Genomic DNA, 23,222 nt, shown 5'->3' with positions numbered 1-23,222 from the left:
TTTAAATTCTTTTTTGAAAAATATTATTTTCTTTTTGCACTGTAACTACTGAGTTAATAGGTATAGACTCTGTTACACAAACATTCGCACCAATTACAGAGTTTGCACCTATAATTACATCTCCTCCTAAAATAGTTGCGTTTGCATATATGATAACATTGTCTTCTATTGTTGGGTGTCTTTTTGTGAATGCCAAACTCTTTTTTACTTGAATTCCTCCTAAAGTAACTCCCTGAAAAATTTGAACATTATTTTTAATGATGGTAGTTTCACCAATAACAATACCTGTTGCATGATCTATAAAGAACGATTCTCCAATTTCTGCTCCTGGATGTATATCTGTACCTGTTATACTATGAGCAAATTCACTCATCATTCTAGGTAAAATAGGAATATCTAATTTTAGTAATTGATGACTTAGTCTGTACACAGCTATTGCGTAAAAACCAGGATATGCCAAGTATATTTCTTCTAAACTTTTAGCAGCTGGATCATTTCTATTTGCAGCCTCTGCATCTAAATCTAACTTTTTACGAATGGCGTTAAATGATTCTTGAAAATCGCTCCAAAGGTTTTCTCCATTTTCTACAGCTAGCCTTTCTAATATCAATAAAAATTTTCTTCGAGTATCTGAACCATTTTCCGATAGATGATTTTGGTCAAATAAATCGTTTATCAACTGTTTTGTAAAAACTTCAACAGCATCTCTTAAACACATGTTGTAATTCTTAAATTCAACCGATTTTTTATTTTCTATGATTTGTTCTGTCTGCTTCATAAAGGTTTAACTTTCAGGTGCTAATTCTACCTCTAAACCATTTAATTCTGGTGTAATTTGTATTTGACAACCTAATCTGCTGTTATCTTCTACATAAAATGCCTCTGCTAACATTGCATCTTCATCATCTGTCATTTCTGGCAGTTCATGATCTGACTTCACATAACATTGGCATGAAGCACACATAGCCATTCCACCACAAATACCAATAGTACCTTCTTCTGCTAACTCATAAGAACGAACTACTTCCATTAAATTCATAGACATATCTGTAGGCGCTACAATATCATGCGTTTTACCTTCTCTGTCCGTAATTTTTATATTGATGTCTTGCATCTCTTTGTCAATTATTGATCTAGTCTACAAATTTACGCAAACCTAACAATATACTCTTATTGAATTGCTTTAATTACTGCTTTTGGTGCTTCTTTCTTAGTACCATCAAAACCTTGTACACCGCCAACTGTAGTATATTTCATTACGTATTTTTTATCAGGAAAGATTCTTTTATAAGCACTTTGACACATCAATGTAGCTTCATGGAAACCACATAAAATTAGTTTTAATTTACCTGGATATGTATTTACATCTCCAATTGCATAAATACCTGGAACATTTGTTTGATAGTCTAACGCATTATTTACTTTAATAGCATTTTTCTCTATTTCTAAACCCCAATTGGCAATTGGCCCCAATTTTGGTGACAAACCAAATAGTGGAATAAAATGGTCTGTATCTATGATAAAGCCATCTTCGCCTTTTTTCTCTACTACAACTCCTGTTACTTTTTCATCACCCAAAATACCTTTAACTTCTGCTGGAGTTATGATATTGATTTTGCCTAAATTCTTTAATTCTTGTGCTTTTTCTACAGAATCTAAAGCACCTCTAAATTCATTTCTTCTATGAATTAAAGTAACTTCTGATGCAACATCAGCTAAGAAAATAGCCCAATCTAAAGCAGAATCTCCACCACCAGAAATGACTACTTTTTTATCACGATATAATTCTGGCTCTTTAATTATATATTCCACACCTTTATCTTCAAACTTAGCTAAATTTTCTATTTGTGGTTTTCTAGGTTCGAAAGACCCTAAACCACCTGCAATTGCAACAACTTTTGCATGATGCTTTGTACCTTTATTAGTGGTAACAATAAAAGAACCATCTTCTTGTTTGTCTATGGTTTCTGCCCTTTCTCCTAATGTAAAACCAGGCTCAAACTGCTTGGTTTGTTCTAAAAGTTTTGCAGTTAAATCTCCTGCTAAAATTTCTGGATAAGCAGGAATATCATAAATCGGTTTCTTAGGATAAATTTCTGAACACTGACCTCCAGGTTGTGGCAAGGCATCAATTAAATGACATTTTAACTTTAATAAACCCGCTTCAAAAATGGTAAACAATCCTGTTGGTCCTGCACCAATTATCAATATATCTGTAGTAATCATTTTTCTTAATTTACTTTTCACTATTTTAATTTTCAACTAAACTTTTTGTGAATTCGTTTAGCTTTTGAACTTTTTCCTCGAAATCTCCTTTAATAGTTTTTCGATATTTATTTAAATTTTTCACTAAATCGTCTATATTTTCTGGAATTACTTCCTCAAAAAACTGACGTAATCTTTTGGCTGTAGTTGGCGATTTTCCATTGGTAGAAATTGCCATTTTCACATTGCCTTTAGTAACAATTCCACCCATATAAAAATCGCAATATGGAGGATTATCAGCAACATTTACCAATTTTGATAAGGCTCTGCAATCTTTCCAAACTTGTACATTTACTTCTGGAATATCGGTTGTAGCCACAGCAATATGTCGTCCTTCTAAATATTTTTTATTGTAGACATCTTTTATTAAAGTTACACAACCTTGCTTTGCTAGCTCTATGGTTCCTTTTCTAAACATAGGAGAAACCATAACAACCTTTGCATCAGGACTAGACTTTAACAAAAATGTCAACTTTTCTTCTGCAACAAAACCACCACCCACAATTAGGAAGTTTAAATTTCTCGCCTTTAAAAAAATTGGGTACAAATTATTTCTTTCCATGCCTAGTTTTTAAACAGCTATAGAACTTAGTTGAGCTTGACTTACGCTTTGTAAAATAGCCCTATGATTGACCACTTCACCCAAAACAATAATTGCAGGATTGCTTAGCTTTTTCTCTTGAACAACCTCTAAAATAGAATCTACTGTACCTACTCCAACTTTTTCTCTAGAAGTTGTACCATCTTGAATTATGGCTACAGGTAAATTGTTTTTCCTTTCATTTTGAAACAATTTTACAATTTGAGGCAACTTGCTCATACCCATTAAAACCACCACTGTTGCATTAGATTTTGCTGCTAACTTTACATCGCCTGAAATTTGATGCTCTTTTGTAGTACCAGTAATTACCCAAAAACTTTCTGCACTACCCCTTTTTGTTAAGGGTATATTTTGATAGGCTGGTACTGCCAAAGAAGAAGATATACCAGGCACAACTGCTACTTTAATATTTTCATTTGCTGCAAATTCCATTTCCTCTGCACCTCTGCCAAAAATGAAAGGATCTCCACCTTTTAAACGTACTACATGACCATGAGATTTTGCTCTAGCTACAATTAAATCGTTAATTTGTTCTTGTTCATATTTATAACAACCTAATCTTTTACCTACGAAAATAAGTTCTGCATTCGGATTTACATATGCCAACAGATCAGCATTAACGAGAGCATCATACAAAACAACATCAGCAGACTTTAAAACTTTTATTGCCTTGATTGTTATTAAATCTACATCTCCAGGACCTGCTCCAACCACTGTTAATTTTGGTGTTTTTACCTTCATAATTTTTAATTATTAACCACGGTTTTTGCTACTGATTCTTCTCTAAATAATCTTACTTTTTCTAAAAAAGCCTCAGCATCTTTAATATACTTTTTAGCAAATTCTTCTTTAGGCGCATATTTATTTATTTGATAAATTAAATCTGCAAAAGAACCTTCTAAACCGATTTTGTTTGATGTGATGTAATATTCATCAAATTGTTTTATGATATTTGCTTGTGAGTTCGTTTTAATATTTTCTGCCAACAACATTGCTTTTGCTGAATTCACCAAAGAGCTGTAAGCGTGATAAATAGAACTAGAATACACAGAGTTTACAAACGACTCCTTAGCTTTATCTATTTTTTCTTCGCTTTCTAAAAATAGAGTTGCTATTAAATCAATAACAACGCCTGCACATTCTCCAATTCCAATTTCTTTTTTATAAACCTCGTTATTACCCCAATCAATAAAATCTTCTTGAGTTAAATTGCTTGTATCTTGCAGATCATTTAGAAAATTGTAGAAATACTTTTCTCCTTTTTCCTTATAATATTCCACAAATTGTAAACCGTTTGCATTTTTTTCAAAATCGTTAAGAATTCTACGCATTGCTTCTGGGCCTCTTCTACTTGGTACCTTTACTACTTTATCTGCAAAAATTCCTTGCCCATTTCCTAAATTTCCACCTCCTAAAAGCACTTGCAAAGCAGGTGCAACAAGTTTTTCTGGAGTTCTTACAGACATTCCTTGAAAACCAATATTGGCCATATTATGTTGCCCACAGGCATTCATACAACCACTTATTTTAATTACTAAATCTTGATTTTCTAAGTATTGTGGATATTCATGGGCAATAACTTTTTCTAATTCTTCTGCAATTCCTGTGCTACTTGCAATTCCTAAATTACAAGTATCTGTACCTGGACAAGCTGTAATATCTACTGCTTTATTATAACCAGCTTCTACAAAATCTAGTTTTTGCAATTCTTGATAAAAGAAAGGCACTAATTCTTGTTTTACAAACGGAATTAATATGTTTTGACGCAAAGACAATCTTATTTCTCCTGCTGCATAATTTTCTACTAAATCTGCCAATAACCTTGCCTTATCTGTATAAAAATCGCCTAACAAAACCTTAATGCCTATGGCAACATAACCTTCTTGTTTTTGCGGAATTAAATTGGTCAACTTCCACAATTCGAAAGCTTTTTCATCTTTAATGATAGCATTAGGCGCATCAACATTTACAGGTTTTGAAACTTCATAAGCATCAGCATCTATTGCTACAGATTTAAATTCGATTGCTTTTTGTTCTTGTAGAATTAAATCTCTAAAGGCATCTAAACCTATATCTTTTAATAAGAATTTCATTCTAGCTTTGGCTCTACTTTTACGTTCTCCATATCTATCAAAAATCCTTAAAACACCTTCCATTAAAGGAATTATTTTATCACTAGCCACAAATTCGTATAACAAATCTGCATGTCTTGGCTGTGAGCCTAATCCTCCACCAATCATCACCTTAAAACCACGAATTCCGTTTTCTATTTTAGCGATAAAACCTAAATCGTGCATATAAGATAAACCAGTATCTTCATCTGACGCAGAAAAAGAAACCTTGAATTTACGGCCCATTTCTTGACAAATTGGGTTTCTTAAAAAGAAACGAAAAAGTGCATCTGCATAGGGAGATACATCAAAAGGTTCGTTTACATCTATACCTGCAGTTTCTGATGCTGTTACATTTCTTACTGTATTACCACAAGCCTCTCTTAAGGTTACATTATCTCTTTCTAGTTCTGCCCATAACTCTGGAGTTCTGTTTAAATCTACATAATGAATTTGAATGTCTTGACGCGTTGTAATGTGTAATCTACCTCTAGAATATTCATCAGATACATCTGCAATTCTTTTTAATTGATGACTTTTAACTTTACCATAAGGCAATTTTATACGAATCATCTGAACTCCTTGCTGACGCTGACCATACACACCTCTAGCTAAACGTAAACTTCTAAATTTTTCTTCATCAATTTGTAGATTATTAAAAGCTGCAATTTTATCTGCTAACTCAATAATATCTTTTTCTACAACCGGATTTTCTATTTCTGTTCTAAAACTTTGCATGGCACTTTGTTTAAATTACGAAAGCATGAAAGTTGAAAAGTTGCATTTTTCAACTTTATGCTTTCTTAACTTCCTTTCTTCTTTTTCTTATTTTATAAAACCAACACCTACAGTATTGTTTGTTTTTGGGTTGATTAGAATAAAAGATCCATTAGATTTATTCTCTTTATAACTGTCTACCAACAAAGGTTTGCTTAGTTTTAATTGAATGTCTCCAATTTGATTTAATTCTAAAGCTGACGGATTTTCTTCAATTCCTGAAAAGTCTGTTTTTATAATACTTGACAAGTAGGTTACTTTAGCTTGCCCATCATTCACACCATGTTTGATGAAGTATTTCTGTGAGGCTTGCAGTGGATCTTTATCCATCCAACAAATAGTAGCATCTAATTGTTTGGTAATGGTTGGCTCTTGTGCAACCTTAACCAACATATCTCCTCTACTTACATTCACATTATCTTCTAGTGTAATCGTTACAGAACTGCCACTTTTAGCTTTGGTATATTCTTTATCAAAAAAATGAATGCTTTTAATTTTAGACCTTGTTTTTGATGGTAACACAGTAATTTCTTCTCCTATTTCTAAATCGCCTCCATACACTTTACCTGCATAACCTCTAAAATCATGATATTCGTTTGTTTTAGGTCTGATAACTGTCTGCACTGGAAAACGAGTTTGAGACTCATCATTTATATCTTGTGTTTCTAAATTCTCTAAGTGATGCATTAATGTTGACCCCTTGTACCAACTCATATTTTCTGAGTGATCTACAACATTATCACCCTTTAAAGCTGATAAAGGAATAAATGTTAAGTTCTGACCTTTATACTCGCTTTTACTGGCTAAATATTCAATTTCTCCCTTAATGATATTGTATTTCTCTTCAGAATAGTCTACTAAATCCATTTTATTTATGGCAATTACCACGTCTTTAATTCTCAATAAATTATTGATAAAAAAGTGTCTGTAAGTTTGCTCTACAACTCCATTTCTTGCATCAATTAATACTATTGAAGCTTGTGCTGTAGATGCACCTGTAACCATATTTCTGGTGTATTCTATATGACCTGGAGTATCTGCAATAATGAAACTTTTACTAGGTGTAGAAAAGTAAATATGAGCTACATCTATAGTAATACCTTGCTCACGTTCTGCAACCAAACCATCTGTAGCCAAAGAAAAATCTAAATAATCAAAACCTCTTTGTTTACTTTTTTCTTCTATAGCCTCTAATTTATCATCTGTAAGTGATTTTGTGTCGTATAAAATTCTACCTATTAAGGTACTTTTACCATCATCTACACTACCTGCTGTTGCTATTTTTAATACTTTCATTTTATAAGCTGTTCACTAAAAGATTTTGGCTTTTAGCTTAATTTGTAATCGATTTAATTTTCTACTAAAGGCTAAAAGCCAATAGCTAAAGGCTACTTTTTAAAAATATCCCTGTTGTTTTCTCTTTTCCATTGCAGCTTCTGAACGTTTGTCATCAATTCTTGCACCTCTTTCAGAAATGGAGGAATCTCTAATTTCTTCTACTACCTTCGAAATATCTACTGCTTCAGATAAAACTGCTGCAGTACAACTCATATCACCAACTGTTCTAAAACGCACCATTCTTTCTACTACCTCTTCTTCTTCATCTCTATACACTACCTCATCTGCAGCAGACCAAATCATGCCATCTCTTACAAAAGTTTTGCGTTTATGAGCAAAATAGATAGATGGAATTTCGATATTTTCTTGTTTGATGTAAGACCAAACATCTAACTCTGTCCAGTTAGAAATTGGAAAAACTCTTACGTTTTGGCCTAAATCAATTCTACCATTTAACATATCAAAAACCTCTGGCCTTTGATTTTTTTCATCCCATTGTCCGAAATCATCTCTAACAGAAAAAATTCTTTCTTTAGCTCTTGCTTTTTCTTCATCTCTTCTTGCACCACCAATACAAGCATCAAAACCAAATTCTTCTATAGCATCTAATAGCGTTTCTGTTTGCAACATATTTCTACTGGCATACCTACCTGATTCTTCTTTTACTCTTCCAGAATCGATATTGTCTTGCACATTTCTAACAATTAATTCTACTCCTAATTCTTTTGCCAATCGATCTCTAAATTCAATCGTTTCAGGAAAATTATGACCTGTGTCTATATGTAATAATGGAAAAGGAATTTTTGCTGGATAAAATGCTTTTTGCGCTAAACGCACTAAAGTGATGCTGTCTTTACCTCCGGAAAAAAGTAGTACTGGTTTTTCAAATTGTGCTTGTACTTCTCTAAATATATATATGGCTTCACTTTCTAAAGCATCTACTTGTATCGTATTTTGATTCATAATCATATCTTTTATATATGTAAACCACATTCTCTATTACTTTCTACTTTGGTTGGGTCGAAATAAGTGAATTCATTAGGTAAATTCTTTTCTACTAAATACGCATCTAATTCTTCATCTGACCAATGGTAAAATGGGCTCACTTTTACAATACCATCTTTGCTAACAGAAACAATATCAATGCTATCTCTAAAAGCAGTTTGTCCTTTTCTAAGGTTTGTAAACCAAACATCTGGCTGATGTTTGTTCATAGCTCTGGTAAAAGGTTCAAGTTTAACCTGCTGAGTAAATAAAGCATGTTTTGTATCGTCTATTGAAGGCACCCCTAAAACAACATTTCTATGAGCTGTTGTTTGTTTAGGCGTATACAACTGAATGTTTAAGTTCAATTTTTCTATAATTTCTTCAGCGTGTTTATAGGTTTGAACAGTATTGTAACCAGTGTCACACCAAATGACTTTTATATTTTTTTCTACTTCAGTTACAGCATTTAAAATAGCCACTTCATAAGGTCTAAAATTGGTGGTTATAACTGGTTTTTCTGCAATTGAAATAGCCCAAGCAATAATTTCAGTAGGACTTTTGTCTTGCAAATCTTTATTTATGTTATCTAAATCTAGGTTCATTATTTTCCCCATTTTATAGTGTTCCAAATTCTTTCATGAAAAAAATAGAGTATAAGTTTTGTTATAAAATCAATGGATGCTATTGAAGTTGCCAACGCAATTTTACCTGTAAGTATATAAGAAACTATTAACGTATCTAATGTACCAACCACTCTCCAACTCAAAGCTTTTATAACACTTCTTATAGGTTTTTCGGATATTTTATCTTCTTTAAAACCTTTATTTTCTGATTTCTTATTAAGTAAAACTTGGTCTAAAATCATGTATTATTTATTCTATTTTTCATTACCCTACTTATTTAGTAGAGTATGCAAACATACATCAATTAAATTCAAAACAGAGTGATTATCAACCTTATTTTAGATAAACCCTATAGATTTAGTAGATTAATAAAAATAATCAAACTTATTTAAGAATATATCAGTTGAAATTTTGTTTAGATTAAAATAATTAGAAGAAAAGTAGAAATAAACTAAAAAGTTTTACCCAATGTAAACTGAATAGGTACAGCAACACCTGCATTTCTAGTAAAAATGTTACCATTTGAATAATGCATAATTCTTAATTCGAAATTATAAGCTCTCTCTTTTCCAAAGAAAACTCCAAAACCCATGGTATCTTGATAGGTAATTTTGGGCCCTGTTTCAAAACCATCTATATCACTTTTAGATATAAAAGCTGGACCAATAATTGAGTAATTTGTATAAAAATCATAGTTTTTATTTCTATATAAATAAAAACGAAGTACAGGAAAAATAGAGAAAGCAAATACATCTGATTTGCCCTGCTGAGATTGAAAATAAGTTGCACTTACACCCCAATCTAATGAAAAAATCTTTTCAGATCTATATATCAATCTTTGATAAGTTAATGAAAAAGCATGTTGTGCTTTTACATCACCCAACCAAAAAACAGGAATTCCAAAACTCTCGAAATTACCAACTTTAACATTCATCGAAAAAAACTCGTTCATACCAAAGCCTAAAGCTCCTGTTCCATAACTGACCTGAAAGATATTTTTTGGAAAAAAATATTCGTTGTTCGCATATTCTTCTGCAGTTTTATCATCTACTTGCTGTAAATGGTATTCAAAGCCTAGCGATGCTTGTGATATAGAAGGTTGATTGTATTTATCTGACTTGGGCATAAATGTACCATTTGCAGACAATCGCCATCTGTTAGACAACCAATACTGCAAACCAAATCCGTAGAGAAAACTTGCAAAATGTGCATCTTCGTAAATCACCTGTTCATTAATAGAAAAACCAATTCTTGTAACATTTGCAATACCTGCCTCTGCATAAACAGACATTTTATCTGTTAAGTTAAAGTCTTTTTTTAAAGATAAACTCCAGGCATTAATCCAAACACTTCTATCATAACCAATATTGTTTACATTATCGTATTTGAACCAAGAAGCTGGTCTTATAACTCCAAATTGTGCAGATAAATCATTTTTTATTTTATAACCCAATAACATTCTACCTGAAAACCTGTTTTTACTAAAGGTTTCAGTTTCAAATCCGTCTATTAAATTGTCATTAGAAAAAGGATAAAAAATAGCTCCAAAATTGATGCTGTAATATGATTTGGCTAAGAACTCTGTAAATTTGGTTTTCTCTGTATTTTCTTCTTGAGAAAATCCTTGATTCATTGAAAAAATCAACAATGTAGTTAATACAATTTGTTGCCATTTAATATTCATCTATTCTTGATTAGATGCATTAATGGTTAAATCTGCTAAAGTTGTGTTTCTAAAAATTTGAAGGGTATTGTCTCTAACTTGAATCATTAACTTATGCACAGCACAGGCATTTTCATCTGGACAATCATCGCACTTTTCATAGAAATTTAAACTCACACAAGGCACCATAGAAATTGGCCCCTCTAAAATTCTCATAATCGTCGTCATTAGAATTTCGTCTGGTTTTTTAAGCAGGTAATATCCACCTCCCTTTCCTTTTTTAGAACCTAACAAACCGTTTTTACGAAGGGTAAGTAAAATACTTTCTAAAAACTTTAATGAAATATTTTCACTCTTAGAAATTGTAGCAATAGCAATAGGCATTTTATGCTCTTGTTTTGCTAAATAAGTAAGCGCTTTAATTCCGTATTTTGTTTTTTTAGAAAGCATGAATCTAAAGTAAACAAATTCTAGCTAACCTAGTTTATTGTATGCGATTTTTCTATTTGATAAAATGTAGCTTGAGCGTAATCTATTGCAGTACCTGAATTATTTACATGATATAAACCTGCCTTAAAATATTGGTATTGACCAGTTTGATCAAAACCACTATTAGACATATCTACAGTTTCTACAACATCTGGTTTTCCTTCTCTAGAAATGGTAACTGTAAGTGTATTATTAACAGTTTTAATTTGATAAGAAAATTTTTCATCTAAAGCGATACCATCTGTTGGGTTTGCTGCTGAATTGCTTCTAGAACCAATCATATCATACCATTGTTCGCTACCAAAACCATCTCTAGGTTCATGAGCAAAATAAATAGCGCCTAAACTGTTATTTGGTAATTTTCTGTAGTATAATCTTACAGGTTCATCATCATTGGCATGAATTTGTCCTATAATTACTCTACCTACATGACTTGAACTTCCTGTTGTTGTAACATGATTTACAGCTAAAGTTACATTCATTTCTCCATCAAAACCAGCTGCAGCATTTTTATCTGAAGTTGGTGATGAACCAAAAACCCAATTATTTTTATTTACGCCTTGAGTAGGAATGCTAGTGTCTGTACCTCTCAGCATTTCTCTCAATTCAACTCTAGTATAACTTGTATTAGCGGAAGTTTTAAAACCTTCTACTGGACATTTAAAAACCAGACCACCATCAGTACCTGTATAAAAATAATTATCATCTTCATAACCGCCATTAATTTCACTTACAGAAATAGTTTTAGAAAAACCACTTCCATTATTTTCTGGAGTATTCAACTTCCAAGTAGATAAATCGAAATTTTGAGCTGGAGTTTTGTTAGGATCTAAAACACCTCCATTATCCACCTTTGCTTCTTGAGTTATTGTAACATTTCTAGTTAAGTTACCACCAATAACTTTTATAGTTCCTGAACGTTCTTCGAAGTTTGGGTTGGATGCTGCTGTAATATTTACTGTACCATCATTTGTACCAAACCTAGGAGAGATTGTAAGCCAATTTAAATCACTTTCTGTGTACCAATATAAATTGGCAGTAATTTCTAATGATTGTGATTCTTGATCTGCAGAAAATGTATTTAAGGTAGAAACCGTTAGTTGATCTTGTGTAATAACTTCATCTATTGGTTCTGATGAACTACAAGATAAAAATGTAAAAAACACAATACTTAAAAGACTTATTTTGAATACATATTTCATAGAAATCAAGCTAAATTTTATTTTTTTATAAAAATACAAAATTGGTTAACCAATTTTAATAATTAAATCTTAAAATTTGAATTTCTACATAATTGAATTTTTAATCCTCTAAAGCTTGAGCTAAATCTTCTATGATATCAACCACATTTTCTAAACCAACAGAAACTCGAACTAATCCATTAGTAATACCAACTTCTAATCGATCTTCTTCTGACAAGCGCCCATGTGTTGTAGAAGATGGATGCGTAACAATGGTTCTAGTATCTCCTAAATTTGCAGATAACGAACACATTTTTATTTTGTCTAAGAATTTTCTACCAGCTTCAATTCCACCCTTAATTTCGAAAGCAACAATATTACCTCCTAATTTCATTTGTTGTTTAGCCACTTTAAACTGAGGATGAGATTCTAAAAAAGGATATTTTACCAAATCAACTTTAATATTATTCTCTAAAAACTTGGCCACCTTCAAAGCATTTTCAGAATGTTTCTCTACTCTAATAGCTAAAGTTTCTAAACTTTTTGACAAAACCCATGCATTAAATGGTGACATTGCTGGCCCAGTATTTCTGGCAAATAAATAGATTTCACGAATCAAATCTTCTTTACCTACTGTAACTCCACCCAAAACTCTTCCTTGACCATCAATTAATTTGGTAGCTGAATGTATAACCAAATCTGCACCGAATTTAATTGGTTGTTGTATATATGATGTAGCAAAACAATTATCAACAATAAAAATTAGATTGTGTTTTTTAGCGATGTTGCCTATCAATTCTAAATCTAAAATATCTACTGCAGGATTTGTAGGAGTTTCTACATATAAAATCTTAGTATTTTCTTGAATTAAACTCTCTACCAAGGCTACTTCATCAACCTTAAAGTAAGAGGTTTCAATATTCCATTTTGGCAAGTATTTGGTAAACATGCTATGTGTAGAGCCGAATACAGATCTGCAAGATACAATATGATCGCCAGCATTTAATAAGGCTGCAAATGTAGAGAAGATGGCAGACATACCAGTTGCAAAGGCATACCCACTTTCTGCACCTTCCATAGCCACAATTTTATTTACAAATTCACTTGTATTCGGATTTGTAAATCGGCTATATAAATTACGCTGTTTTTCTTCTGCAAACGAGGCACGCATTTCTTCTGCATCATCAAAAACAAAACTTGAAGTTAAATATAAGGGTGTAGAATGTTCAGAAAACTGACTTCTTTCTGTCTGACTTCTAATGGCTTCTGTTTCGAAATGTTTCTTATTACTCATGATTTATTTTATGATATTCTGAAACAAGTTCAGAATGACACATTGTGTTAATTATTATGTTTTGCCAGTCTTAAAATATCACCAAAAACACCTCTTGCAGTTACACTTGCTCCTGCTCCTGCTCCTTGAATTACTATGGGTTGCTCTCCATAAGATTCTGTATAAATTTCAAAAATGGCATCAGATCCTTTTAAAGAACCTAAAGGTGTACTTGTAGGCGTAGAAACTAATTTTACTTCTAAATTTCCTTTTTCTTTAGATAAATCTCCACTTAATTCTCCTATATATCTTAATACATGATGCTCTTCTTGATTGTCTTTTATAGCCTGATAATCTTCATTTAAAGCCTCTAATTGATTTAAGAATTCTTCAGACGAACCTTTTCTTAAGTTTTCTGGAATTAAATTTTTAATGATGACTTCGTCCAATTCGTTTTCTAAATCTAATTCTCTAGCTAAAATCAATAATTTTCTAGCAACATCATTACCTCCTAAATCTTCTCTAGGATCTGGTTCTGTAAAGCCTTTATCTATTGCTTCTTGTAAAACTTCTGAAAAAGGAACATCTTGCTCAGAAAAATTATTGAATAGGTAACTCAAACTACCAGAAAAAACTCCTCGAATTTTGGTGATATTTTCTCCAGATTCATGCAGTAAACGAATGGTATCTATTAAAGGTAAACCTGCACCAACATTGGTTTCGTATAAATATTGCTTTTTGTATTCTTTTAATTTTGCTCTTACCTCTTTGTAAAAATCAAAAGATAATGTGTTGGCAATTTTATTACAAGAAACCAAATCAAAACCTGCCTCTATTAAAGGTATATAATTACTAACAAAATTTTCACTTGCAGTATTATCAACAGCTATCAAATTTTCTAAATGATGTGTTTTTGCAAATTCTATTATATTTTTTACAGATGCATTTTCATCACCTTTTTCTAATAAATCTTGTTTCCAATTTTTAGAAGCTCCATTTTTAGTTAACAACACTTTTTTAGAGTTGGCAACAGCAAAAACATTCAATTGAATTTTACGTCTTTCTAAAACAGATTGTGTGTTTTCTATAATTTGATCTATTAAAGTACCACCAACCAAACCTTTACCAAAAATAGCAATGTTTATTTTTTTGGTAACTCCAAAAACTTGACCATGAATTACATTTACAGCTTTGTACAGTTCTTCTTTCTTTACAACTAAACTCACGTTTTTTCCAGAAACTGTATTATTAAATAAAAGTGGAATAATCTGGTTTTTAATTAAAGCATTATAAGGATGATGAAATTCGCTTAAATCTTGCCCAATAATAGAAATAACAGCAACATTATTGTTTACTGAAACTTGATTTACATCTTGTGAATTCAAATCATTCTCAAACTCTTTTTCTAAAGCTTCAACAGCCTCTTTGGCTTTGGCAGACTCTATAATTAAACCTATTCCTCTCTCTGATGAACCTTGAGCAATAATGCTAACATTGATGTTTTTATCGCTCAACGTTTTAAAAATTCGAGCATCTATACCTACTTTACCCAATAAACCTCTACCTTCAAAATTAATCAGTGAAACATGATCTATAGTTGATATAGATTTTATTCCTTTTACAGAAGATTCTGATGTGATTAAAGTACCTTGATCATCTTTATTAAATGTATTTAAAATACGTAGGTTGATATTCTTTTCAAGTAAAGGAATAATGGTTTTAGCATGTAAAATAGTAGCTCCAAAATTGGCCAATTCATTTGCTTCTGAATACGATAATTGTGCTATTTTCTTTGCATCAACAACAATATCTGGGTTTGCCGTAAAAATTCCATTTACATGAGTGTAATTCTGTAATTCATCCGCATCTAAAAAATTAGCTAACAAAGCTGCAGTATAATTGCTACCATTTCTGCCTAAAGTAGTTGTTTCTCCTTTTTGATTTGATGAAATAAAACCGGTAACAATATTTAAAGTAGCTTTATTATTCTTATAAAACTGAATCACGTTTTCTTTAGAAATAGCCTGAATAGGTTGTGCATTACCAAAGTTTTCATTAGTAATAATTAAAGCTCTTGCATCTACAGGATTAACAGAAACGCCTTCTTTTTCTAATAAACTTGCCAATAATTTTACCGACAATAATTCACCTTGAGCTAGCACCTCGTCTTTAATTTTCTGACTGAAATCTCCTAGTAAAAATACACCTTCAAAAATAGTTTCCAACTTTGTAAATTCCTTTGATAAATCGATTGAATTATTAGGTTCTTCTTGGTATTTTTTAAATTTTGAAAACTCAGTTTTATATTCTTTTTTATTTGCTGCTAAATCTAAAATAGATTCTAATTCATTGGTAGAATTGCCCCTTGCAGATGCAACAATTGTAAATTGCTCATTGTTCTTATACTTTTCTACAATAATATCAATCGCATTTTTTAAACCTTTTCCGTTTGCTAAAGATTTGCCTCCAAACTTTATAACTTTCATCTTCTTTTCTTTGTAATCTTTATTAAAAATTGGTTCAATAATTTTTTCTAATTGATTGTATTCTATTAAAAATGCATCATGCCCATGTACTGAGTTAATCTCATTATAAGTCACATTTTCTTTAGTTAAGGCCAATTTTTTATGGGTTTCTCTATTTTCTTCTGCTGTAAAAAACAAATCAGAATTAACACCAATGATGTGAATATTAGCCTCAATTTGATCTAAAATGGAAATATTTTTTTTACCACCAACAGTTACATCAATTGTTTTTAACAACTGATTCATTAATTTATAAGATGATAATTGATAACGTTCTTGCAGTTTTTTTCCATGATGCAACAACCAACTTTCTACATTAAAAATAGCGGAGTCTTCGTTTTTAGATCTGTGAAAACGTTCTTTAAAAGATTCTGGAGTTCTATAACATAACATTGCATGCATTCTTGCATCATGCACAGGATTGCTAGAATTTACCAAGAATTGTTCTTGAATTTGGCAATTTGCTATTAACCAGTCTGTAGATTTCCAGTCTGTAGCAATAGGTAAAAAATGTTGTGTTAAATTTTTCTTCAAAACAACCATTTCCCAAGCAATTCCACCTCCTAAAGAACCACCAATCAAAGCAAATAATTGCGTTATTTTTAAGGTAGATAAACCCAACAAAAATATTTTAGCAATATCTCTTGCAATAAAATCTTTATAATTATCTATTAAAAATTCATCAAAACCATTACCTGGAATATTAAAAGATAAAACAGTATAAACACCAGTGTCTATGGCTTTTTCTTTCCCTACAATATCTTGCCACCAACCATTTTTACCTGCAACTTCACTATTACCTGTTAATGCATGATTGATTAAAACCACAGGAGCTGTGCCTAATTCTTTACCAAAAACTTGATAGCTCAAATTTAATTCAGGAATTATTACACCAGCTTCTGTGGTAAAATCTTTTATTTTGATATGTGATAATGGATGTTTCAATTAATGACTTTTTTAATCTTTCAGAATTTAAATTTCTGAAAAAGCTGCTTTTAAATCTGCCTTTAAATCTTCTATATCTTCTATACCAACAGACAAACGAATTAAATCTTGAAAAACACCTGCTCCTTCTTGAGCAGCTTCATCTAATTGTTGATGCGTGGTACTTGCAGGATGAATAATTAAAGATTTAGTATCACCAATATTTGCTAATAAAGAGAACACTTTTGTTTTATCTGCAATAGTTTTTGCAGCTTCATAACCTCCTTTATGACCAAAAGTTACAATTCCACTTTGACCTTTTGGCAAATATTTCTTAGCCAATTCGTTGTACTTGTTACTTTCTAAACCAGGATAATTTACCCAAGCTACTTCCTCTTGTTCCTCTAGCCACTTGGCTAAAGCCAAGGCATTTTCTGAATGCTGTTTAATTCTAACTGGTAAAGTTTCTAATCCTTGAATAATATTAAATGCGTTTGTTGGACTTAAAGCTCCTCCAAAATCACGCAAACCTTCAAGAATTAATTTAAAAGTATAAGAGGCAGCACCTAAAACTTCGTGGTATTTTAAGCCATGATAACCTGCAGAAGGCTCTGTAAATTCTGGAAATTTACCATTTGCCCAGTTAAAAGTTCCTGCATCAATAATGGCACCACCTAAAGAGGTTCCTTGACCTCCAATATATTTTGTTAAAGAGTGAATTACAATATTTGCTCCGTGTTTAATAGGATTTAATAATGCTGGTGTAGCAACAGTATTGTCTACAATAAATGGCACTTCTGCAGCTTTAGAATGCTCAGCAATTGCTTCTAAATCTAAAACATCTAACTTTGGGTTACCTAAAGATTCTACAAAAAATGCTCTTGTATTTTCTTGCACAGCATTTGCAAAATTATCAGGATTATAAGCATCAACAAATGTTGTTGTAATTCCAAATCTTGGTAAGGTTACATTTAGCAAATTAAATGTTCCTCCATACAAACTACTAGAAGCTACAATATGATCTCCTGCTTTTAAAAGGGTCAACAATCCTGTTGATATGGCAGATGTTCCAGAAGCAAAAACTACAGCTCCTATTCCACCTTCTACAGCTGCTAAACGTTCTTGTAAAATTTGGTTTGTTGGGTTGTTTAATCTTGTGTAAATAAAACCTAATTCTGCTAAAGAGAATAAGTTTGCTGCATGATCTGAATCATTAAAAACATAAGATGATGTTTGATAGATAGGAACTGCTCTTGCTCCTCCATTAGATTTTACATCATGACCTGCGTGCAACGCATTTGTTGCTAATTTGTGAGTACTCATTTTTCTATTTTTTTGAGTTAATAAATAATTAAAACAAAAGTCAAATGCATCAATTTTAATTGATGTGTTTACCAGAAAAATGTTATTAAGAAAATAGAAAATTCAAGGAATTTGAAAATTCTCTTTTGTTATCTATCCTTTTAAATTAAACGATTTAAAAGAGTAGAATTTAGCACCTTCTTTATTTCTAAAGGGTTGCTAAGGCTTCAATGGGTCTAATCCCTCCACCTTTCTTGATAACATTTCAATAAGTTATTGAACTTTGTGAGTACAAATATTGCAACAGAAAAAGTTAACATCCAAATAAAAAACACTAAAATTTATAAAATGTATCATTTTCACAAAAAATGGATTGATTATTTTTTTTATCCTCAAAAACCAACTTAATATTCTGTTAAAAATGATTTATTGATGATGGCATTGCAAATAATTATAGTTCTAAATTGATTAAATATAAAATTATGACGTATTTTTGCATCATAATTAGAGGAAAAATTTGAACTGATTGCAACCTCATTAAAAAAATGCTAAAGCAGTAATTCTATACTCCTTTTAGCCTCCTGCAATCTTTCTCGAATTTTTTAAATCATATAAAAAAGAAGAGTATTATGTCATATTTATTTACCTCAGAAAGCGTTTCTGAAGGACATCCAGATAAAGTTGCAGACCAAATATCAGATGCTTTAATCGATAATTTTTTAGCATTTGATAAATCTAGTAAAGTAGCTTGTGAAACCCTAGTTACTACTGGGCAAGTTATATTAGCAGGTGAAGTAAAATCGAACACTTATTTAGATGTTCAACAAATTGCAAGAGATGTAATCAATAAAATTGGTTACACAAAAAGCGAGTATATGTTTGATGGAAATTCTTGTGGTGTTTTATCTGCAATTCATGAACAATCTCCAGATATTAATCAAGGTGTAGACAGATCTAAACCAGAAGAGCAAGGTGCAGGAGACCAAGGTATGATGTTTGGTTACGCTACTGATGAAACTGAAAACTACATGCCTCTAGCTCTAGAATTATCTCATAGACTGTTAACAGAATTGGCAGAAATTAGAAGAGAAAATTCAGACATTACCTATTTAAGACCAGATGCAAAAAGTCAGGTAACTATTGAATATTCAGATGACAATGTACCTCAAAGAATAGATGCTATTGTAATTTCTACGCAGCATGACGATTTTGATGCATCTGAAGAAGTAATGTTATCAAAAATTAAAAAAGATATTGTAGAAATTTTGATTCCGAGAGTAATTGCAAAATTACCAGAACATATTCAAAAATTATTTACAGATGATATTACCTATCACATAAATCCTACTGGAATATTTGTTATTGGTGGTCCTCATGGAGATACTGGTTTAACTGGTCGTAAAATTATAGTAGATACTTATGGAGGAAAAGGTGCTCATGGTGGAGGTGCTTTTTCAGGTAAAGACCCTAGTAAAGTAGATAGGTCTGGAGCTTATGCTACAAGACATATTGCTAAAAACTTAGTAGCTGCAGGTTTATGTAAAGAAGTTTTAGTACAGGTTTCTTACGCAATTGGAGTTGCAAAACCAACTAGTATTAATGTAGAAACGTATGGAACTTCTACAGTAGATTTATCTGATGGAGAAATCAGTAAAAAAGTAGAAGAAATTTTTGATATGCGTCCTTATTTTATTGAGCAACGTTTAAAGTTAAGAACTCCTATTTATTCTGATACTGCTGCATATGGACATATGGGTAGAAATCCTGAAGTAAAAACAGTAACTTTCTCAAATCCTATGGGAGAAACTGTATCTGAAGAAGTAGAAACTTTTACTTGGGAAAAATTAGATTATGTAGATAAAGTTAAAGAAGCATTTAATTTATAAATGTTAAATACATCAAGTTAAAAGGCTCTCAGTTTTATAAATTGAGAGCTTTTTTAGGTTAAAATTCACAAACTGTCTTTAACATTTATTTAAGAGTTCGTCCTTTATGGTTTGCGTAATTTCGAAAACAATTCAAATTAAACATAATCATGACAAAAAAAGTATTCTCGCAATTGGTTCTAATTGCACTTGTTTTTGGCTTTTCTGTAGATGCAAATGCACAGATTTGGAAAAGAAAAAAGAAGGAAGAACCTAAAAAAGTAGCTCCAAAGCCTAGGCCAAAACCTAAAAAAGGAGCCATTCAACCTTATTCTAAGGTAGTAACAAAAGACATGAAAACAGACGAAGGTTTATTTCATGTACATTCAAAAGACAACACTTTCTTATTCGAAATTCCAGATTCTTTAATGGAAAGAGAAATGCTAATGGTAACACGTATTGCGAAAACTGCTAGTGGCATTGGTTTTGGTGGTGGTAAAGCAAATACACAAGTTTTACGTTGGCAAAGAAAAGACAAAAAGGTTTTACTTAGAGTTGTATCTCACAATGTTGTTGCAGACACAATTTTACCTGTTCATGAAGCAGTTGTAAATTCTAACTTTGAGCCTATTTTATACACGTTTCCTATTAAAGCGTTTAATAAAGACACTACAGGTGTAGTTATTGATGCTACAAAATTGTTAACCGAAGATATTAAACCTTTAGGTTTTCCTCAATTTTACAGAACAAGATACAGAGTTACAAGATTAGATAAATCTCGTTCTTACACAGAAAGAGTAAGTAGTTATCCTCAAAACATAGAGTTTAGACATGTAAAAACTTATTTTGCATCTAGACCACCATCTAATGGTAGTGTAGGTTCTATTTCTTTAGAAATGAGCAACTCTATGATTTTATTACCAAAAGTACCTATGAAACGTAGATACTTTGATGAAAGAGTAGGTTGGTTTGCTAGAGGTCAAACAGATTATGGTTTGGCTGATCAAAAAAGTAAAACTGTACAATATTTAGACAGATGGAGATTAGAAGTTAAAGATGAAGATATTGAAAAGTTTAAAAGAGGTGAATTAGTAGAGCCTAAAAAACAAATTGTTTATTATGTAGATAGAGCTACACCAAAAGAATGGGTGCCATACATTAAGCAAGGTATTGAAGATTGGCAAGTTGCTTTTGAAGCAGCTGGATTTAAAAATGCAATTATTGCAAAAGACCCACCTAGTAAAGAAGAAGATCCAGATTGGAGCCCAGAAGATGTTCGTTATTCTGTTGTAAGATATTTAGCATCTCCTATTCCAAATGCAAATGGTCCTCACGTTAGTGACCCAAGATCTGGAGAAATTTTAGAATCTGATATTAACTGGTATCACAATGTAATGACCTTATTACATAACTGGTACTTTATTCAAACAGCGGCTATAAACGAAGAAGCTAGAAGTAATAGTTTCAAAACAGAAATTATGGGACGTTTGGTACAATTTGTATCTTCTCATGAAGTTGGTCATACATTAGGTTTACCACATAACATGGGTAGTTCTGTAGCATATCCTGTAGACTCTTTACGTTCATCTACGTTTACTGATAAATATGGTACAGCACCTTCTATTATGGATTATGCTCGTTTTAACTATGTTGCTCAACCAGAAGATAAAGGTGTTGCTTTAATGCCAAACATTGGTGTTTACGATAAGTACGCAATTTCTTGGGGTTATAGACCAATTTTAGATAAAGATGCAAAAGCTGAAAAAGAAACTTTAGATGCTTGGATTATGAAACATGCTGGAGACCCAATGTATAGATTTGGTCATCAACAAGCAGGTGGAGTTGTAGACCCTAGTTCTCAAACAGAAGATTTAGGAGATAATGCAATGAAAGCATCTATGTATGGTATTAAGAACTTAAAAAGAATTTTACCTAACTTAGAAAAATGGACATCTGAAAAAGGTGAAAATTATGATGAGTTATCTACAATGTATGGTCAGTTATTAGGTCAGTTTAACAGATATATGGGGCATGTTTCTGCAAATGTTGGTGGTGTTTATGAATACTACAAAACATCAGATCAAGAAGGAGCTGTTTATACACATGTAGATAAAGCAACTCAAAAAGAGGCTTTAGACTTTGTTATTGATAATCTTTTTGAAACACCAACTTGGATGTTAGATGAAAATATTTTTAGCAAAATAGAGTTTTCTGGAGCTGTTGAAAGAGTTCGTGGTTTACAAGCTAGAACTTTAAATAACATTTTAGATGCTGGTAGAATGGCGAGAATGATTGAAAATGAAACTTTAAATGGTAGCAAAGCTTATACACTTGTTAACATGATGAGTGATTTAAGAAAGGGAGTTTGGACAGAATTATATAATGGCGCTTCTATAGATACTTACAGAAGAAACTTGCAAAGAGCTCATTTAGATCGTTTAAATTTCTTATTAAATGAAGCTAAAAACCAAAGAGGTTTTAATAGTGGATACTTAAAAAGAAGTGGAATTAACATTAATCAATCTGATGTAAAATCAGTTGCGAGAGGAGAATTAAAGAGAATTCAAAGAGATGCAAGAGCTGCAGCTTCTAGAGGAAATACTTTAAGACGTTACCACTTACAAGATGTTGTTGATAGAATTGATATGATTTTAGATCCTAAATAATCTAAAAATTAGATAAAAGAAAACCTCGCAAATGCGAGGTTTTTTTATGCTTAAAAAATATTACTTCCATTTAATTCCACAACCCATACTTGGCTTCTGATTTGCCAAATTGTCTTTATGCTCTAAAAGATTGTGTAATGCTTTTCTAATATCCTTACCATTTAAAGGTGCTGAATTTCCTGGTCTTGAATCATCTAACTGACCATGATAAACAGTATTTAATTCTGCATCAAACACATAAAAATCTGGTGTACACGCTGCATCATAAGCTTTGGCTACTTGCTGAGTTTCATCAAACAAATAAGGAAAAGGATAGTTTAAGTTCTCAGCAACCTCTTTCATGTATTTAGGTGCATCTTGAGGATAATTCTCTATTTCATTAGAACTTATAGCAATAAATTTAATTCCTTTTTCTTGGAATTCGTTGGCCATTTTAACCAACTCAGTATTCACATGAATAACAAAAGGGCAATGATTGCAAATAAACATAATCACAGTTCCTTTTTCTCCCTTAAGCTGATTCAGAGAGTACTCTTTATCATCAACAGTATTAATTAACGTGAAATCTGGAGCCTTTGAGCCTAATTTAAATTCATTCGATTCTGTTAAAGCCATTTCTTTACATTTTTAAT

At 31.6% G+C, this 23,222-nt stretch carries 19 protein-coding genes and 1 riboswitch; of the genes, 2 read left to right on the top strand and 17 right to left on the bottom strand.

What is annotated here, in order from left to right; all coding sequences use genetic code 11:
* Position 1 precedes the first annotated feature (1 nt).
* The 16 genes from epsC to V7R38_RS06930 all read right to left on the bottom strand — a co-directional run bounded on the left by epsC (position 2) and on the right by V7R38_RS06930 (position 18,080).
* On the bottom strand, positions 2-778 hold the full coding sequence (gene epsC / locus V7R38_RS07005; RefSeq protein WP_334056990.1) for a serine O-acetyltransferase EpsC: 777 nt from the start codon (positions 776-778) through the stop codon (positions 2-4).
* 6 nt (positions 779-784) lie between these two features.
* A complete protein-coding gene (locus tag V7R38_RS07000) occupies positions 785-1,114 on the bottom strand; it encodes a 2Fe-2S iron-sulfur cluster-binding protein (RefSeq protein ID WP_015480988.1) in 330 nt (109 codons plus the stop codon).
* A gap of 56 nt (positions 1,115-1,170) precedes the next feature.
* On the bottom strand, positions 1,171-2,226 hold the full coding sequence (locus tag V7R38_RS06995; RefSeq protein WP_334056987.1) for an NAD(P)/FAD-dependent oxidoreductase: 1,056 nt from the start codon (positions 2,224-2,226) through the stop codon (positions 1,171-1,173).
* 25 nt (positions 2,227-2,251) lie between these two features.
* Entirely contained in the window at positions 2,252-2,827 is a 576-nt protein-coding gene (locus V7R38_RS06990; RefSeq protein ID WP_334056985.1) for a precorrin-2 dehydrogenase/sirohydrochlorin ferrochelatase family protein, read from the bottom strand.
* Between the two features lie 9 nt (positions 2,828-2,836).
* Positions 2,837-3,607, bottom strand: a complete 771-nt coding sequence (cobA, locus tag V7R38_RS06985) for a uroporphyrinogen-III C-methyltransferase (protein ID WP_334056983.1) — start codon at positions 3,605-3,607, stop codon at positions 2,837-2,839.
* A gap of 5 nt (positions 3,608-3,612) precedes the next feature.
* Complete coding sequence (locus V7R38_RS06980; RefSeq protein WP_334056981.1) at positions 3,613-5,715, bottom strand: HEPN domain-containing protein; 2,103 nt, start codon at positions 5,713-5,715, stop codon at positions 3,613-3,615.
* An 87-nt stretch (positions 5,716-5,802) separates the two neighbouring features.
* The gene (locus V7R38_RS06975; RefSeq protein ID WP_334056979.1) at positions 5,803-7,050 is read right to left on the bottom strand and encodes a sulfate adenylyltransferase subunit 1; all 1,248 of its coding nucleotides are present in this window, start codon (positions 7,048-7,050) and stop codon (positions 5,803-5,805) included.
* Positions 7,051-7,149: 99 nt separating this feature from the next.
* The gene (gene cysD, locus V7R38_RS06970; protein WP_015480994.1) at positions 7,150-8,055 is read right to left on the bottom strand and encodes a sulfate adenylyltransferase subunit CysD; all 906 of its coding nucleotides are present in this window, start codon (positions 8,053-8,055) and stop codon (positions 7,150-7,152) included.
* Between the two features lie 11 nt (positions 8,056-8,066).
* Positions 8,067-8,681, bottom strand: a complete 615-nt coding sequence (locus V7R38_RS06965; protein WP_334056977.1) for a phosphoadenosine phosphosulfate reductase domain-containing protein — start codon at positions 8,679-8,681, stop codon at positions 8,067-8,069.
* The gene (locus V7R38_RS06960; RefSeq protein ID WP_015480996.1) at positions 8,681-8,944 is read right to left on the bottom strand and encodes a DUF2061 domain-containing protein; all 264 of its coding nucleotides are present in this window, start codon (positions 8,942-8,944) and stop codon (positions 8,681-8,683) included. Before V7R38_RS06960 ends, V7R38_RS06965 begins: the two co-directional genes overlap by 1 nt.
* Positions 8,945-9,153: 209 nt before the next feature.
* Positions 9,154-10,386, bottom strand: a complete 1,233-nt coding sequence (locus tag V7R38_RS06955; RefSeq protein WP_334056974.1) for an acyloxyacyl hydrolase — start codon at positions 10,384-10,386, stop codon at positions 9,154-9,156.
* A complete protein-coding gene (locus V7R38_RS06950) occupies positions 10,387-10,815 on the bottom strand; it encodes an RrF2 family transcriptional regulator (protein ID WP_015480998.1) in 429 nt (142 codons plus the stop codon). It abuts the gene before it with no gap.
* Positions 10,816-10,844: 29 nt separating this feature from the next.
* Positions 10,845-12,056 carry a polysaccharide lyase family 7 protein gene (locus V7R38_RS06945; RefSeq protein ID WP_334056971.1) on the bottom strand — a complete coding sequence of 404 codons (1,212 nt, stop codon included), beginning with the start codon at positions 12,054-12,056 and terminating at the stop codon, positions 10,845-10,847.
* Positions 12,057-12,156: 100 nt separating this feature from the next.
* Positions 12,157-13,329: a trans-sulfuration enzyme family protein gene (locus V7R38_RS06940; protein ID WP_334056969.1), complete on the bottom strand. Its 1,173-nt coding sequence runs from the start codon at positions 13,327-13,329 to the stop codon at positions 12,157-12,159.
* 47 nt (positions 13,330-13,376) lie between these two features.
* A complete protein-coding gene (gene thrA / locus V7R38_RS06935; RefSeq protein ID WP_334056967.1) occupies positions 13,377-16,778 on the bottom strand; it encodes a bifunctional aspartate kinase/homoserine dehydrogenase I in 3,402 nt (1,133 codons plus the stop codon).
* 27 nt (positions 16,779-16,805) lie between these two features.
* Positions 16,806-18,080, bottom strand: a complete 1,275-nt coding sequence (locus V7R38_RS06930; RefSeq protein ID WP_334056965.1) for an O-acetylhomoserine aminocarboxypropyltransferase/cysteine synthase family protein — start codon at positions 18,078-18,080, stop codon at positions 16,806-16,808.
* A gap of 125 nt (positions 18,081-18,205) precedes the next feature.
* A riboswitch (SAM riboswitch) is annotated at positions 18,206-18,323 on the bottom strand.
* 365 nt (positions 18,324-18,688) lie between these two features.
* On the opposite strand from V7R38_RS06930, the gene metK reads away from it, so the two are divergent.
* Both metK and V7R38_RS06920 read left to right on the top strand, forming a co-directional pair.
* Positions 18,689-19,945 (top strand): methionine adenosyltransferase, encoded by a 1,257-nt coding sequence (metK, locus tag V7R38_RS06925; RefSeq protein ID WP_334056963.1) that lies wholly within the window; start codon positions 18,689-18,691, stop codon positions 19,943-19,945.
* Positions 19,946-20,094: 149 nt separating this feature from the next.
* Positions 20,095-22,590 carry a zinc-dependent metalloprotease gene (locus tag V7R38_RS06920; protein WP_015481004.1) on the top strand — a complete coding sequence of 832 codons (2,496 nt, stop codon included), beginning with the start codon at positions 20,095-20,097 and terminating at the stop codon, positions 22,588-22,590.
* A gap of 60 nt (positions 22,591-22,650) precedes the next feature.
* Here V7R38_RS06920 and V7R38_RS06915 read toward each other — a convergent pair whose 3' ends face one another.
* On the bottom strand, positions 22,651-23,205 hold the full coding sequence (locus V7R38_RS06915) for a thioredoxin family protein (protein WP_334056961.1): 555 nt from the start codon (positions 23,203-23,205) through the stop codon (positions 22,651-22,653).
* Between the last annotated feature and the right edge of the window lie 17 nt (positions 23,206-23,222).

This window comes from Polaribacter sp. P097, assembly GCF_036864555.1.
Lineage (GTDB): Bacteria > Bacteroidota > Bacteroidia > Flavobacteriales > Flavobacteriaceae > Polaribacter.
This window is presented reverse-complemented; position numbering and strand designations above follow the sequence as displayed.

What these genes read in the sequence shown, in the direction of transcription:
- V7R38_RS06980 (WP_334056981.1), bottom strand. Translation starts at nt 5,715, where the DNA reads ATGCAAAGTTTTAGAACAGAAATAGAAAATCCGGTTGTAGAAAAAGAT.
- cobA (WP_334056983.1), bottom strand. Translation starts at nt 3,607, where the DNA reads ATGAAGGTAAAAACACCAAAATTAACAGTGGTTGGAGCAGGTCCTGGA.
- V7R38_RS06930 (WP_334056965.1), bottom strand. Translation starts at nt 18,080, where the DNA reads ATGAGTACTCACAAATTAGCAACAAATGCGTTGCACGCAGGTCATGAT.
- metK (WP_334056963.1), top strand. Translation starts at nt 18,689, where the DNA reads ATGTCATATTTATTTACCTCAGAAAGCGTTTCTGAAGGACATCCAGAT.
- epsC (WP_334056990.1), bottom strand. Translation starts at nt 778, where the DNA reads ATGAAGCAGACAGAACAAATCATAGAAAATAAAAAATCGGTTGAATTT.
- V7R38_RS06915 (WP_334056961.1), bottom strand. Translation starts at nt 23,205, where the DNA reads ATGGCTTTAACAGAATCGAATGAATTTAAATTAGGCTCAAAGGCTCCA.
- V7R38_RS06940 (WP_334056969.1), bottom strand. Translation starts at nt 13,329, where the DNA reads ATGAGTAATAAGAAACATTTCGAAACAGAAGCCATTAGAAGTCAGACA.
- cysD (WP_015480994.1), bottom strand. Translation starts at nt 8,055, where the DNA reads ATGAATCAAAATACGATACAAGTAGATGCTTTAGAAAGTGAAGCCATA.
- V7R38_RS06945 (WP_334056971.1), bottom strand. Translation starts at nt 12,056, where the DNA reads ATGAAATATGTATTCAAAATAAGTCTTTTAAGTATTGTGTTTTTTACA.
- V7R38_RS06960 (WP_015480996.1), bottom strand. Translation starts at nt 8,944, where the DNA reads ATGATTTTAGACCAAGTTTTACTTAATAAGAAATCAGAAAATAAAGGT.
- V7R38_RS07000 (WP_015480988.1), bottom strand. Translation starts at nt 1,114, where the DNA reads ATGCAAGACATCAATATAAAAATTACGGACAGAGAAGGTAAAACGCAT.
- V7R38_RS06995 (WP_334056987.1), bottom strand. Translation starts at nt 2,226, where the DNA reads ATGATTACTACAGATATATTGATAATTGGTGCAGGACCAACAGGATTG.
- V7R38_RS06990 (WP_334056985.1), bottom strand. Translation starts at nt 2,827, where the DNA reads ATGGAAAGAAATAATTTGTACCCAATTTTTTTAAAGGCGAGAAATTTA.
- V7R38_RS06965 (WP_334056977.1), bottom strand. Translation starts at nt 8,681, where the DNA reads ATGAACCTAGATTTAGATAACATAAATAAAGATTTGCAAGACAAAAGT.
- V7R38_RS06920 (WP_015481004.1), top strand. Translation starts at nt 20,095, where the DNA reads ATGACAAAAAAAGTATTCTCGCAATTGGTTCTAATTGCACTTGTTTTT.
- V7R38_RS06950 (WP_015480998.1), bottom strand. Translation starts at nt 10,815, where the DNA reads ATGCTTTCTAAAAAAACAAAATACGGAATTAAAGCGCTTACTTATTTA.
- V7R38_RS06955 (WP_334056974.1), bottom strand. Translation starts at nt 10,386, where the DNA reads ATGAATATTAAATGGCAACAAATTGTATTAACTACATTGTTGATTTTT.
- V7R38_RS06975 (WP_334056979.1), bottom strand. Translation starts at nt 7,050, where the DNA reads ATGAAAGTATTAAAAATAGCAACAGCAGGTAGTGTAGATGATGGTAAA.